The 13,164-nt window shown below is 51.7% G+C and carries 14 protein-coding genes; 8 read left to right on the plus strand and 6 right to left on the minus strand.

The features are described 5' to 3' along the window. Positions 1 to 36 precede the first annotated feature (36 nt). On the minus strand, positions 37 to 1,062 hold the full coding sequence (locus tag PJDR2_RS06310) for a M23 family metallopeptidase (protein WP_083778245.1): 1,026 nt from the start codon (positions 1,060 to 1,062) through the stop codon (positions 37 to 39). A 176-nt stretch (positions 1,063 to 1,238) separates the two neighbouring features. Between PJDR2_RS06310 and lipA the strand changes: the two genes are divergently transcribed. Continuing rightward, positions 1,239 to 2,141 (plus strand): lipoyl synthase, encoded by a 903-nt coding sequence (gene lipA, locus PJDR2_RS06315; protein WP_015842826.1) that lies wholly within the window; start codon positions 1,239 to 1,241, stop codon positions 2,139 to 2,141. A gap of 36 nt (positions 2,142 to 2,177) precedes the next feature. After that, positions 2,178 to 2,930, plus strand: a complete 753-nt coding sequence (locus PJDR2_RS32340; RefSeq protein WP_015842827.1) for a YutD family protein — start codon at positions 2,178 to 2,180, stop codon at positions 2,928 to 2,930. Between the two features lie 170 nt (positions 2,931 to 3,100). Here the strand turns inward: PJDR2_RS32340 and PJDR2_RS06325 are convergent, their stop codons facing one another. Both PJDR2_RS06325 and ylbJ read right to left on the minus strand, forming a co-directional pair. Beyond that, on the minus strand, positions 3,101 to 3,889 hold the full coding sequence (locus PJDR2_RS06325; protein WP_015842828.1) for an NAD kinase: 789 nt from the start codon (positions 3,887 to 3,889) through the stop codon (positions 3,101 to 3,103). Positions 3,890 to 3,974: 85 nt separating this feature from the next. Then, on the minus strand, positions 3,975 to 5,033 hold the full coding sequence (gene ylbJ / locus PJDR2_RS06330; protein ID WP_015842829.1) for a sporulation integral membrane protein YlbJ: 1,059 nt from the start codon (positions 5,031 to 5,033) through the stop codon (positions 3,975 to 3,977). 410 nt (positions 5,034 to 5,443) lie between these two features. On the opposite strand from ylbJ, the gene PJDR2_RS06335 reads away from it, so the two are divergent. Next, positions 5,444 to 5,827, plus strand: coding sequence for a globin (locus PJDR2_RS06335; protein ID WP_041613309.1), 384 nt, complete (start codon positions 5,444 to 5,446; stop codon positions 5,825 to 5,827). Positions 5,828 to 5,840: 13 nt separating this feature from the next. Beyond that, a complete protein-coding gene (locus tag PJDR2_RS06340) occupies positions 5,841 to 6,566 on the plus strand; it encodes a DUF2225 domain-containing protein (RefSeq protein WP_015842832.1) in 726 nt (241 codons plus the stop codon). Positions 6,567 to 6,580: 14 nt separating this feature from the next. Here PJDR2_RS06340 and PJDR2_RS06345 read toward each other — a convergent pair whose 3' ends face one another. Both PJDR2_RS06345 and PJDR2_RS06350 read right to left on the minus strand, forming a co-directional pair. Next, positions 6,581 to 6,823, minus strand: a complete 243-nt coding sequence (locus tag PJDR2_RS06345; protein ID WP_015842833.1) for a hypothetical protein — start codon at positions 6,821 to 6,823, stop codon at positions 6,581 to 6,583. Continuing rightward, positions 6,820 to 7,011 (minus strand): YycC family protein, encoded by a 192-nt coding sequence (locus PJDR2_RS06350; RefSeq protein ID WP_015842834.1) that lies wholly within the window; start codon positions 7,009 to 7,011, stop codon positions 6,820 to 6,822. Before PJDR2_RS06350 ends, PJDR2_RS06345 begins: the two co-directional genes overlap by 4 nt. 151 nt (positions 7,012 to 7,162) lie before the next feature. On the opposite strand from PJDR2_RS06350, the gene PJDR2_RS06355 reads away from it, so the two are divergent. Next, entirely contained in the window at positions 7,163 to 8,947 is a 1,785-nt protein-coding gene (locus PJDR2_RS06355; protein WP_015842835.1) for a M3 family oligoendopeptidase, read from the plus strand. 69 nt (positions 8,948 to 9,016) lie between these two features. Here the strand turns inward: PJDR2_RS06355 and PJDR2_RS06360 are convergent, their stop codons facing one another. Further along, positions 9,017 to 9,694, minus strand: coding sequence for a hypothetical protein (locus PJDR2_RS06360; RefSeq protein WP_015842836.1), 678 nt, complete (start codon positions 9,692 to 9,694; stop codon positions 9,017 to 9,019). Positions 9,695 to 10,673: 979 nt separating this feature from the next. Here PJDR2_RS06360 and PJDR2_RS06365 point away from each other — a divergent pair. From PJDR2_RS06365 to glpX, 3 genes are all read left to right on the plus strand, one after another. After that, entirely contained in the window at positions 10,674 to 11,291 is a 618-nt protein-coding gene (locus tag PJDR2_RS06365; protein ID WP_015842837.1) for a CBS domain-containing protein, read from the plus strand. A gap of 6 nt (positions 11,292 to 11,297) precedes the next feature. Further along, positions 11,298 to 12,095, plus strand: coding sequence for a pyruvate, water dikinase regulatory protein (locus PJDR2_RS06370; protein WP_015842838.1), 798 nt, complete (start codon positions 11,298 to 11,300; stop codon positions 12,093 to 12,095). An 86-nt stretch (positions 12,096 to 12,181) separates the two neighbouring features. Next, a complete protein-coding gene (gene glpX / locus PJDR2_RS06375) occupies positions 12,182 to 13,150 on the plus strand; it encodes a class II fructose-bisphosphatase (protein ID WP_015842839.1) in 969 nt (322 codons plus the stop codon). Positions 13,151 to 13,164: the final 14 nt, after the last annotated feature.

Raw genomic sequence — 13,164 nt, forward strand, 5'->3', positions numbered from 1 at the left:
AGGTCGGATCGAAATCGGCCTTTGGGATTGCCCCTTTTATCTGCTTGCTGCTTTTAACCGGTTCCGCTCATCCTGTTCCCACCGTCGCAAGAGCGGATAAGGATCAAATGCCCATTCGATAAGCCCGCGATCGCGATAGACTCCGTAATGCAGATGCGGCGGGAATTTGCCTTGCGTTCCGGGCTTGCCGTAACCGGAGCTGCCAACCCAACCGATCGTTTGACCAGGTTTTACAATCGTACCGATGCCAATGGTCTTATCGAATCCGGACAAATGGGCGTAATAGTGATAGTAGTTGTTCAAATCCCGGATACCGATCCGCCAGCCTCCGTAAGGATTCCAGCCTTTTATCTCCACGACGCCAAAGCAGGTGCTGCGGACAGGAATGCCGTGATTGGCGAAAATATCGGTTCCTTCGTGAGTCCGCCGTCCTCCCCAGCCGCGGGCATTGCCCCAGGTGCTGCGGTACGAGTAATTGGTTCCGACCGGGACGGGAAACGCATGCTCATACAAGTCCAGACGTCCGAAGGTAGCGTAAATATTGGAAAACTGCTGAATACGCTGCACAGCCCTGCTATTATGATAATACTCCCATACGCCAATGGAGAAATCGTCTTCCGTAGACCCGCCATATTCAAGCAGTCTGTTCGCTACGGAATACAGCAGGTCGAGATCGTTGTTGCGGTCGGCAAAGCCGTCTCCGTCTCCGTCACGGCCAACGCCGTTGAACCACTGAATCGAAGCCGGTACGTTATCGGACGAATCCGGATTAAGCGGGCCGGTCCATTGCTCCTCGTCGATATAGATGCCGACGATACCGCCCAATTGAGGGCGGGCTTTTGGCCTCGCTTTGGACAACGTACGCTCGTATTGGTCAACGGCAGCGATACGGTACCAAGGAATGCCGGTAACGGTGCTTAGCCTGTCGTAAAGCTGCTGTCTGCTGGTTAAGGGATCAACCTCTCCTTCCGAAGATTGGGTTTGAGCAGGTTTGGTGTTGCCAGCATTTGTGTTCGCGTTTTGATTCGGATTTGCATAGCCTGTTTGCCCGGATATTAGCATGGAAGCGACAACGGCAGCCAAGGCAATAGAAAAAGTCTGTTTCAATCGTTCCACCCTTTCGAAAGCTCGAAGCAATATTCGTTATGTTTTGCAAATCATTGGATTTTATCCGAACTATGCTATAATAAACGGTGAGATTCGACTGTCCAATTGAACGTGAAAGCAGGGAATTCCATATGAAATCAAGCAAAGAAAAATTGAAAAAGCCGGACTGGCTTAAAATAAAGCTTACAACCGAAGGCAACTACACCGAAATCAAAGACATGATGCGCACCAAAACGCTGCATACCGTCTGCGAGGAAGCACGTTGCCCGAATATTTACGAGTGCTGGGCCAACCGTACGGCAACCTTTATGATTTTGGGTGATATTTGTACGCGCGCCTGCCGCTTTTGTGCCGTTAAGACAGGCCTTCCTACGGAGCTTGATCTGCAGGAGCCGCAGCGCGTAGCGGAAGCAGCCGAGCAAATGGGACTGCGCCACTGCGTAGTGACATCCGTTGCCCGCGATGATTTGGCTGATGGCGGCGCTTCGATTTTTGCCGGTACCATCAAGGCTATTCGCGAGCGGATGCCATTCACTCGCGTAGAAGTACTGATTCCTGATTTTATGGGTAATGAAGAGTCGCTGAAGATCGTTATGGATGCGAAGCCGGACATTCTGAACCATAACATCGAGACCGTTGAGCGGATGTCGAACCGCGTGCGCGCGAAAGCGAAATACAGAAGATCTCTGGAACTTCTGAGACGGGCAAAGGAAATGAATCCGAAGATTCCAACGAAATCCAGTATTATGCTTGGCGTTGGGGAGACCTACGAAGAAGTGCTGCAGGCGATGGATGATCTTCGCGCGGTAGATTGCAACATTCTGACGCTGGGTCAATATTTGCAGCCTACGCCAAATCACATGCCGATTGAACGTTATGTGCACCCGGATGAATTCAAAAGCTTGAAGGAAGAAGGCTATAAACGCGGCTTCCGTCATGTTGAGTCGGGACCGCTGGTACGGAGCTCCTACCATGCGCATGAGCAGACCGATTCGGCTGCTGAAGCAGAGGAACGCGAGCTTAGCAACGTATAAGCTTCTATTGGGGAATTCGAAAGAGGGGAAACGGAATTGATCCAAATTGGCGGCAAAATATATGAACTTATCCATGAAAATCGCAACGGCTGGAACGCAGATGCGTTCAAGGATCGTTACAGCGAGGTTTTAGAACGCTACGATTTTATTATTGGCGACTGGGGCTACAGCCAGCTGCGCCTGAAGGGCTTTTTCCGCGATAACCATATGAAAGCAACGAAGGACAGCGCGTATTCCGGAATGTCCGATTATGTTAACGAATACTGCAATTTCGGCTGCGCGTATTTCGTTCTGGAGAAGACCGGTACGGCTGCAAAGTCTCCGGATGAAGAATCGGGAGATGAGCAGGAAGCTTCCTCGAAACAGGATACCTATGGGCAGGATAAGATTGATGCCGAGGACGAGCAGGAGGTTGGGGCTTCTTCGCTTGCTGATGCCGTATTGGCGGGTGCCGCGGCAGCTGCCAGGGAAAGCGCAACCGCGGGAAGAGGCGGCGGACGTCACGCTGAGGATTCGCAGCAGCAACAGCAGCAGCCGTCCCGACAGCATGGCCAGTCGCATCATCAGCAGCGCAGCGGAAAAGAGCAGCATCGAAGAAGCTATCGTCCTAACGGCAAGAAGCCGATTAGATCGGCTGCGAACAAGGATGTCGCCGCAGCATCCGAGCAAGCAGCGGTTCATTCTCCGTCCGGTCAGAAGCGTGGAGAGCGTGGAGAGCGGGACAGAAACAAAGAGAAGAACAAAGAGAACAACAAAGAGAACAACAAAGAACAAGGAAGCCGTCAATAAACATAATGAAAGGGCTGTCCGCAGGTCATCGAGACCGGTGGACAGCCCTTTTTTTCACCGCAATAGAATTTACAAGTTCCACGAAAAGTGGAAACTGAAATTCTATTTGGCGATAAAACCTACCTCTAAACGCGGTCGATCATCTTCAAGGGACTTCGATAGAGGTTTTCTCACATATCGACAAATGCATCACGGACGCGGTTCCAGAACGGGAACGGACGGTACCTTGCAAAGCTGACCTTGCGGGTAGAGACACTGCAGCGTATGGAGCGGATATCGGTCCGTTGAAGACTGAGATGATCGATCGTTAGCAGCAAGCGCTGTTCCTTTTTCGAAATAATATCGCAGTGATGATGCTGCGGCAGCAGGAACGACGATCCAAGCGTCCGGTACACGCGGTTGTTAATCGACGCGATCTCGGCAATCTGCAGCGATTCAATGGACGGGTGAACGATAGCGCCGCCGACGCTTTTGTTGTAAGCCGTGCTTCCAGACGGGGTGGAAATGACGATTCCGTCTCCCCGGAACATTTCGAAAGACTCATCGTTAACGCTAAGCTGTACGACGAGAGTAGCGTCAACGCCTTTTAGCGTAAATTCGTTTAGCGCCAGGTAGTAATAATTTTGCTCATCGGTCTCCACCGCGATTTCCGCAAGCGGATAACGGACGAGATGGGGCGTTTCTTCCGCCATCAAGGTGACAAGCGTCTCTAATTCATCTGCTTTCCAGTCGGCGTAAAAGCCAAGATGACCCGTATGAATACCAACAAAGGATACATCGGTTACCCGTTCGGTATATTTGTGGAAAGCCTGGAGCAGCGTTCCGTCTCCGCCGATAGACACAATGATGTCCGGTGTTTCGTCATGACGCTTAAGTCCGCGTTCTGCCGCCAGCTGATGGAATCGCTCCGCTAATGATTTCGATAATTGATCGCCACGATCGATGACTGCATATTTCAAGAAATTTAAACCCCTTCCGGCCTATTGCAAAGATACTAATGATGATATAGGAATATGGCTTCAAATTCAACGCCGATACAAAAGTTTAAGGTGCGAGCCATCCCCATAGTAAATAAACGAGTGCAACGGAGATAAAAGCATGAGCCAGGCGGGCCAGCATTAGCGGCATATAACGCAGATCCGTGCGGCTTAGCAAGCTTAGCACCTGGGCATGAACGGAAAGCCCTCCCCAAGACAAAATCCATGCGGCAATAGCGGCCTGATGCATCAATCCGGTACCTGCTTCCCCCGCAGCCCGCGCACCAAGCGTTACCTCGAATAAGCCAAACACTATGGCGTCGGCCAGCTTCGCCGGAAGCCCAACAGCGCCGAACAGTAACCGCAGCCCTTCGGCCAATGCCTCAACAACGCCAGCATGAGTGAGAAGCTCCATCACAACGGAGAAAAAAACGACAAGTCCGCCTACAACCATCATAAGACGCAGCGCGGATTGAATGCTGTCCTGCAGCAGCTTGCCGAGACTTCGGCCATCCAGAAGCCTGGCTTCATGCATCGCTTTGGTTGCTTCAACCAGCCGGGAGCTCCGGCGTGAAGGCGCCCGCCTTAGGGATTCGGTAACCGGCTCGTGGCGGTCATGGAACCGCATGAGAAGTCCGATAATAAAAGCACCGCCATAGTGGGCGACTGCAAGCACGGGAGCGAGTGCGGCATTGTGGAAAAAACCGACCGACACTGCACCGATCAGAAAGATCGGATCCGATGTTGTCGTAAAAGCAACAAGCCGCTCGCCCTCCGCGCGTTTGACAAGGCCCTGCTCCCACAGCTGGGCGGTAAGCCTTGCCCCAACCGGATAGCCGGATACATATCCCATCGTCACGACAAAGCTTCCGATGCCAGGAAGGCGAAATAATGGCCTCATCAACGGATCTAGCAGCTTGCCGAAGAAATGGACAATCCCGAAGCCGAGCAGCAGCTCGGAAATAACGAAGAAAGGGAAAAGGGCCGGGAATAAGACCTGCCACCATATCGATAATCCCCGCAGCGCCGACTCGAGAGTTTGGGAGGGGAACACGGCCATCAGCAGGACGATGAGCAAGGCGATAAGGCCGGTTATCGATGCCGGCCGGGTAAGCGTTCGGAGCATGGATGCGTCCTCCTTTGGACTTTTGGACATGCGGAAAAACATAATGTACAACCCCTACATGAGGTATATGAAGAAAGGTGGACATCCATCACTACAGGCGTAGTTTTCGCGACGGAAAATTTTTTTCATAATTCTAAGAAAACGCTTGCAAAAAGGGCTGGACGGTCCGTTTTTTTATGTTACAATGGAGTTACCTTTGAAGGCTTGGAGTGATGATAATGAGTATAATCGCTGGCATTCTGGTCTGTGCGTTTGTGTATGTCATCCGAGAATCACTGACAGCACCGGGAGAAGAGGACTACGAAGGTTAATCGTTGCAGCTAATCAATAATAATCCCGCATTGGTGACGATGCGGGGTTTTTTTTGTGTTATAATACTAAATACCTACATGATGGAGATGAAATTGACGATGAATAGGAATATAAGCCTTTATGAAGCAATTGGTGGAGCTGAGACTTTAAGACGAATCGTTGAGTCTTTTTACCCTAAGGTGCAGGCGCATGAGCTGCTTGGTCCACTATTTCCGGAAAACATCATCCCCGTTATGGAGAAGCAGATTATGTTTTTAACGCAGTTTTTTGGAGGACCTACGCTGTTTTCCGATGAATACGGCCATCCAATGATGCGGGCGCGGCATATGCCTTTTCCGATCACGCCGAAGCATGCGGAAGCCTGGCTTGATTGCATGAAGCGGGCACTGCAGGAGGCTTCCGGCCTCGATGAAGAGCTTCAAGCGTACATTATTGAGAGATTGTCAGGTCCGGCCAACCATTTTGTGAACACACCCGAATAGGAGATGGATGGGTATGGAGCCGCTCTATCAGACAAAGATGAATTGCATTTGCTGTGAGACCATCTTTACGACATCACGAGTTCGCCCAAGCTTTAAAAAAGCGGTGGCTATCGATTCTGATTTTTGCGGTTATTACCGGGCGGAAGCAAATCCGGAGTTTTACGTAGTCCGGGTCTGTCCGACTTGCGGATTTGCAACAACGGAGAATGGTACGCAAAGGCTTACCGAGCGGCAGCGCAAAGAATATTTGGAGCAGATCGGCTCACGCTGGACTCCATATGATTATGGCGGTGAACGCGATGCGGCGCAGGCGATGAAGGTGTACAAGCTGGCCCTATTGTCGGCGCAGGCGGTTGAGGAAAAGCCTAGGGTTATAGCGGGTATTCTGCATCATATTGCATGGTTATACCGTTACGAGGGAAATCAGCAGGAGGAGCTGCGTTTTATGCGGTTCGCTCTCCAGGCATATATTAAGGTCTACGAGGAAGAAGGCTCGCAATTAAACAATGCGAAGCTGATGTATATTATCGGGGAACTCAACCGGCGAACGGGCGAGCTGTCGGAAGCGGTAAAATGGTTCTCGCGTATTGTCAGCGACAAGCGCATTATGGATGAGGCCATGATCCGGCGGAGCCGCGAGCAATGGCAGCTTATCCGGGAACAGCTGGAGCAGGGGCAGCCGGTATCGCCGGCCGCTGCGACGGGAGAGAATGAAGCTCCCGTGCAGACGACGGCGTAAAGGCTTGTCCTGCATCAATGGCTTAGCCTGCGGAGCCGCTGATCCGTCAGCATGTAGTCTTGGTCCATATCGAGGACCGTGACTTTGTTATGGCAGCAAGGGAAGACAAGCAGCTTTTTCTTGCCATGCTGAATGTCCTCGATCTCCCGAACGCGAAGAGGGATGAGTACGTTCTCGCTGCTGCAGAAGGGGCAGCTGGGAACGTAAACGTCCTTCATTACAATGTCATAGGGCCAAGTCCTCTCAAACGGAATCATGAGGACGACTCCTCCGTACCAGGAGCGGATTCAGACGGTTTTCCAGCCTCTGCTTCCGCTTTTGCCAGTTCGGTCAGCTTCTGCAGTAATATATGTTTAGGCATATGCATTAAATGCTCGAGCGGCACGCCAAGCTGCTTGGACAACTTGATTGCTGTTTCGGGTGAAATTTGCAAGGGTTGTGACATGGTGTTATTCCTCCAATCTGGATATAATTAAGTTATACACCGCTGAAGCAAGATTGCGCAAATTTATTTGTCGATCTTTTTGTGGCGGTTTTTTCTATTGAAGGCTTACATAAGGAAGGCCAATACGAACGCGAAGGAGAGGAACGGTTGAATGACGACTAGCAATTATCCAATGAAATGGGATTTGGAGACGTTTTATGAAGGAGGCTCGGGTTCGGCCGCTTTCGCCAGTGAATTGGTCGGCATCGAGAAGGATGTGGCAGAGCTGGACCGGCTGCTGTCCGACAGTTCCCTGGAGGCCAAGAAAAAGATTGAAGATACGACGGCTATTCTGCAGTCCGTGCTGATCCGTCTGCGTCAATCGGAATCATTCGTTGAATGCCTGCAGGCACAAAATATGAAAGACTCCGCGGCTAGCGGCTTAAGCGACCGCGTAAAAACGATCAGCGCCAAGCTGCTTGGAGCGTTAACGCGTTACGATAATGAGCTTCGCCAGATTGGCGATGAGGAATGGGCCGGTATCGTTAGCGACGGTCCGCTTGGCGAGATCGCATTCAGCTTGTCCGAACGCCGCGAGCTGGCGAAGGAAAAGCTTGCTCCTGAGCTTGAAGCGCTCGCCGGCGATCTTGCGGTTGACGGTTATCACGGCTGGGGAGCTCTGTACGATCTGATCGTATCCCGTGCGAAGTTTACGGATATCGGCGAGAACGGTGAAGAGAAGGTTCTATCCGCAGGACAAATGTTCAACCGGCTGTCGGACGGCGATCGTTCGGTCCGTATCCGTGCTTTTGCCGAATGGGAACGCGAGTGGGGCGATGCCGCGGAGCTGTGTGCGGATGCGCTTAACCGTCTTGCAGGCTTCAGACTGAAGCTGTACGGCAAACGCGGCTGGGAATCGGTGTTGAAGGAGCCGCTGCAAATTAACCGGATGTCCGAGGATACCTTCAACGCGATGTGGTCGGCGATCAACGAAGGCAAGCCGAAGCTTGTCCGTTACCTGGAACGGAAGGCGAAGCTGTTGGGTCTGGAAAAGCTGGATTGGCATGATGTCAGCGCGCCGCTTGGTTCTTCGGCACGAACAATAAGCTTTGACGAAGGTGCGAAGTTTATCGTGGAGCAGTTCCGCAAGTTCAGCCCGGATATGGCGGATTTCTCGGAAGTGGCCTTCCGTGACGCCTGGATCGAAGCGGAAGACCGTGCGGGCAAGCGCCCCGGCGGTTTCTGTACTTCTTTCCCTAAGAGCCGCCAGACGCGGATTTTCATGACCTACTCGGGCACTGCGGATAACGTTTCGACGCTTGCCCATGAGCTTGGACATGCGTACCATCAATATGTCATGGACGATCTGCCGGCGCTGTCGCAGGAATACGCGATGAACGTAGCGGAGACGGCATCCACTTTTGCCGAGCTTATCGTATCGGATTCGGCGATGAAGACGGCTGTTGACCGCGAAGAAAAGCTGGGCCTCCTGGAGGACAAAATCCAGAACGCCGTTGCGTTCTTTATGAACATCCATGCCCGGGTATTGTTCGAAACGCGCTTCTATGAGGAGCGTAAGCAAGGTATCGTACCGGTAGAGAAGCTGAACAGTCTCATGGAAGAAGCTCAGCGCGAAGCATTCAGCGGAGCGCTTGGCGAGCTGCATCCGCATTTCTGGGCCTCCAAGCTTCACTTCTATATTACAAGCGTACCGTTCTACAACTTCCCGTATACGTTTGGCTACCTGTTCAGCGCGGGAATCTATGCACGCGCTCTGGAGGAAGGACCGGCGTTCGCGGAACGTTACGTGCAGCTTCTGCGCGATACCGGCCGCATGACGGTAGAGGAGCTGGCGAAAAAGCATCTTGGCGTCAACCTCGAAGAAGCCGATTTCTGGCGCGATGCGGTTGAGCTTACAACGAAGGATATCGACCTATTCCTGGAATTGACGGAATAGGTATTGGGGAAAACGCATCATCCTTGGGATGATGCGTTTTTTTATCTTCAAAGAGCAGCTCTCGCTCATTTAGTGAATGATTCGATCGTCCAGGTTTTCCTTGTTAACGACATAAGAATGGACGCGCTGTTTTCCTCCCCCGCAAGGAAGCAACAGGTTGAGCTTTGCCAGCTCTCTTAAAATGGAGCGTGCCGTTTCAATGTGAACGGTTAGGTAAGTACTGACCTCGCGAGCGCGGAGTGGTTTTTCGGTACGCAAAGCAAGGCGTAATACTTCGTGCTGGATGATTGCATCTGATGAACGCTCCGTGTAATGCCGGTCCAACCAAGTGCTCATAAACTGTTGCACGATTTGCTCGCACATCCGTGGTCTGTCGCAGATATCGTCATAGGAAAACCTTAGAATTCGCCATCCATCAATAACTAAGTGATTTTGCCGGATGCGATCATCTGAGAAATGGTTACGGCTAGCCTGCGATAAGTGAGGTCCAAAACCATCAATCTCAATACTCAGTTTAAGTGGGTATTTGAGGTAAGCAAAGTCAAGATACCTTGCGCCGTCACGGAAGTCGGCTACCTTATACTCCGGATGCAAGTTCTCAAAGTTACGAAAAGCCGTAAACCACACATTTTTTAAGAACAATCTTTCGGCATGTGCATGTCCTTGCATGAGCCTTTCTTTGTCTTTTCCATTGAGCTTTTTCAGGTGCATTTCATACCACTTTTGATGAACAGATTCGAAAGACATAGTTTTAAGCTCCTTTCAAAAATAAAACACGCCGCTTTCCAAGACGCTATGCGTCAAGGAAGCGGCGTGTTCTTCACGACCGGAAGTTAGATTTAGTTTCAGTTTACCATTATTTGTGCGGTTTGTTCAAGTGGGAGGGTAAGTAAGAGGGAAAAACCGACTTGCGAGCGGTTGGTGGGAGCGGAGAGGAATGGAGGAAGGTAAATAAGAGGGAAAAACCGACTTGCGAGCGGTTGGTGGGAGCGGAGAGGAATGGAGGAAGGTAAATAAGAGGGAAAAACCGACTTGCGAGCGGTTGGTGGGAGCGGAGAGGAATGGAGGAAGGTAAATAAGAGGGAAAAACCGACTTGCGAGCGGTTGGTGGGAGCGGAGAGGAATGGAGGAAGGTAAATAAGAGGGAAAAACCGACTTGCGAGCGGTTGGTGGGAGCGGAGAGGAATGGAGGAAGGTAAATAAGAGGAAAAAACCGACTTGCGAGCGGTTGGTGGGAGCGGAGAGGAATGGAGGAAGGTAGATAAGAGGAAAAAAACGACTTGCGGGCGGTTGGTGGGAGAGGAGAGGATGTGAGGAAGGTAAATAAGAGGGAAAAACCGACTTGCGGGCGGTTGGTGGGAGCGGAGAGGAATGGAGGAAGGTAAATAAGAGGAAAAACCGACTTGCGAGCGGTTGGTGGGAGCGGAGAGGGAGTGGGAAAGGTGAATAAGAGTAAGAAACCGACTTGCATGGGGCTGGGAGAACTAGCAGGAGCGGAGATTGGGTTCGGTTGACCGGCAACTAGAAAAAAAGTGCAGGACTCCTGTCCTACTGGCTATATGCATAGCATAAATAGAGCACAATTCGGATGTGTTAGAACATATATTGTGTAATAAATATATATGTGCTATATTAAATCCGATTAATGATGGTTATATAGGTTAATGTGTGTAATAAAAGGATGAGAGGGTGAACCGTTATCCAGCTATCGAATCGCCAGCTAGAATTGCTTGAGCTCGTTAAAAAGCATGCGCCGATTACAGGGGAGCAGCTTGCGGAGTATATGGGCGTCAGCCGCCCAACGCTGCGCTCGGACCTGTCCCTGCTTGTGATGCTGAACCTGCTTGACGCGAAGCCGAAGGTTGGCTATTTTCTCGGTGAAGCCTACCGTTCGACCGACGACACGGCAACGCGTCAGCGCTTTGACAATATCAAGGTTCACGAGATCCAGGGGGTTCCGGTCAATATTCCGGAGACGTTATCCGTACAGGATGCGGTTATCACCTTGTTCACGGAGAACGCCAACACGCTGCTGATCGTGGACGAGAACAAGAATCTCGCGGGTATCGTGACTCCCAAGGATCTGCTGAAGATCACGCTTGGTAATCCGGGCGCAGGTGCCATACCGGTCAGCATGGTGATGACGCGTTATCCGAATATCGTTACGCTTGTTCCTGAAGAATCCGTTTCGGATGCGATTCGAAAAATGATGCTCCATCAAGTTGACTGCCTGCCGGTTATTATTCCCGGTGAAGGCGGAGCGGAAATTAGCGGATGGGTGTCGAAATCGAACATTATCCGGCTGATGTCGGATATTGCAACAGCTGCGGAACTGGGGGATTAGGAGCTTATGTCAGAGCAAATTATCTACGTTTGTTCAGATGCGGTAGGGGAGACAGCAGAAGCCGTCGCGAAAGCGACCTTGCGGCAGTTCGCATCCGATCATGTCAAGATTAAACGGTTCGGCCACGTAAAGACCGAAGAGGAAGTTATCCAGATTGTTGCTGAAGCCGCCCGTACCGGCGGGTTTATCAGCTATACGCTTGTTCAGCCGGAGCTGCGCGAGCTAATGAAGGAAGAATCGTTCCGCTGGGGAGTACGGGCGGTTGACGTAATGGGCCCGATGATGCAGGCTTTTGTTGACACATTCGGCAGTTCTCCAAAACGTAAGCCTGGACTTCTCCATTCCATCGACGACGATTATTACCGCCGGATGGAAGCGATCGAGTTTGCCGTTAAATACGACGACGGCAAGGATGCCCGCGGCCTGATGCAGGCTCAAGTGGTGCTCATCGGCGTATCGAGGACGTCCAAGACTCCGCTGAGCATCTTCTTGTCCCATAAAGGAATCAAGACGGCCAATCTGCCTCTTATGCCGGAGGTCAAACCACCTGCCGAGCTTACGCCGGCACCGGGCCGTTTAATTGTAGGGCTTACGATGAAGCCTGAGCATTTGCTGCATATCCGGACTGAACGTCTCAAGACGCTAGGCCTTCCGGAGTCCGCGCAATATGCTTCCATGGAGCGGATTATGGAGGAACTCGCCTACGCTTCCAGCGTGATGGAGGCATTCCAATGCCCGGTTATAGATGTTACGAATCGCGCGATTGAAGAGACCGCGGGACTTATTATCGAGCAATTATCTTAGGTACCCATTGAAAATCCTGCACAAAAAAACGCCGCCAACGTATTTATCGCATAAATATGGCAATACGTATGAGAGGATGCCCAAAAATGTTAGAACGCGAATTGTCTTTAGAGCTAGTTCGAGTCACGGAGCTTGCGGCGCTAGCCGCTTCCCCTTGGATGGGCCGGGGAGATAAGAACAGCGCCGATGGCGCAGCAACCGAAGCGATGCGGAGCATGTTTGATACGGTATCAATCCGTGGTACGGTTGTTATAGGCGAAGGAGAAATGGATGAAGCCCCGATGCTCTACATCGGCGAGCAGGTCGGCAGCATGCAGGGACCCGAGGTTGATGTTGCTGTTGATCCGCTCGAAGGAACGGAGATCGTTGCGCGGGGACTCAATAACGCAATGGCCGTATTGGCTGTTGCAGGCAAAGGCCAGCTCCTTCACGCGCCTGACATGTATATGGAAAAGCTTGCGGTTGGACCGGAGCTTGCCGGCAAGCTGTCGCTGAAGGACCCGATCCGCATAACGCTGGAGAAGGCGGCACTGGCGCTGGATAAGCCAATCACGGACCTGACCGTAATGATACTGGACCGTGAGCGCCATGCGGATATAACCCGCGATTTAAGAGAAGCGGGCGTCCGGATCAAGTTTTTATCGGACGGGGATGTCGCTGGAGCGCTTGCGCCTTCTTTTCCGGAAGCGGGTATCGATCTTTATGTTGGCTCGGGCGGTGCGCCCGAAGGGGTGCTTGCGGCAGCTGCGCTCAAGTGCCTTGGCGGTGAAATTCAAGGCAGGCTGATTCCCGAAAGCGAGGAGCAATATGAACGCTGCGTCTCTATGGGACTGACGGATCCTCGCAAAATATTAAATATCAACGATATGGTAGGGACCGGGGATGTTATCTTTGCGGCGACCGGCGTAACGCCCGGAGAGTTCCTAGGCGGTGTGCGCTATATGCCGGAACAGCGCGCGGAGACGCATTCCATGGTCATGCGGGCACAGACGCGTACCGTGAGGTATGTGAAGTCGCTTCATTATTTACCGAATAAACCTCTATTGCGCAAATAAACTAGGAATGAAAG

This window comes from Paenibacillus sp. JDR-2 (genome assembly GCF_000023585.1).
Lineage (GTDB): Bacteria > Bacillota > Bacilli > Paenibacillales > Paenibacillaceae > Pristimantibacillus.

Coding starts and splice junctions, on each gene's coding strand:
- PJDR2_RS06310 (WP_083778245.1), bottom strand. CDS start 1,062: ATGCTAATATCCGGGCAAACAGGCTATGCAAATCCGAATCAAAACGCG.
- lipA (WP_015842826.1), top strand. CDS start 1,239: ATGAAATCAAGCAAAGAAAAATTGAAAAAGCCGGACTGGCTTAAAATA.
- ylbJ (WP_015842829.1), bottom strand. CDS start 5,033: ATGCTCCGAACGCTTACCCGGCCGGCATCGATAACCGGCCTTATCGCC.
- PJDR2_RS06335 (WP_041613309.1), top strand. CDS start 5,444: ATGAATAGGAATATAAGCCTTTATGAAGCAATTGGTGGAGCTGAGACT.
- PJDR2_RS06340 (WP_015842832.1), top strand. CDS start 5,841: ATGGAGCCGCTCTATCAGACAAAGATGAATTGCATTTGCTGTGAGACC.
- PJDR2_RS06345 (WP_015842833.1), bottom strand. CDS start 6,823: ATGATTCCGTTTGAGAGGACTTGGCCCTATGACATTGTAATGAAGGAC.
- PJDR2_RS06350 (WP_015842834.1), bottom strand. CDS start 7,011: ATGTCACAACCCTTGCAAATTTCACCCGAAACAGCAATCAAGTTGTCC.
- PJDR2_RS06355 (WP_015842835.1), top strand. CDS start 7,163: ATGACGACTAGCAATTATCCAATGAAATGGGATTTGGAGACGTTTTAT.
- PJDR2_RS06360 (WP_015842836.1), bottom strand. CDS start 9,694: ATGTCTTTCGAATCTGTTCATCAAAAGTGGTATGAAATGCACCTGAAA.
- PJDR2_RS06370 (WP_015842838.1), top strand. CDS start 11,298: ATGTCAGAGCAAATTATCTACGTTTGTTCAGATGCGGTAGGGGAGACA.
- glpX (WP_015842839.1), top strand. CDS start 12,182: ATGTTAGAACGCGAATTGTCTTTAGAGCTAGTTCGAGTCACGGAGCTT.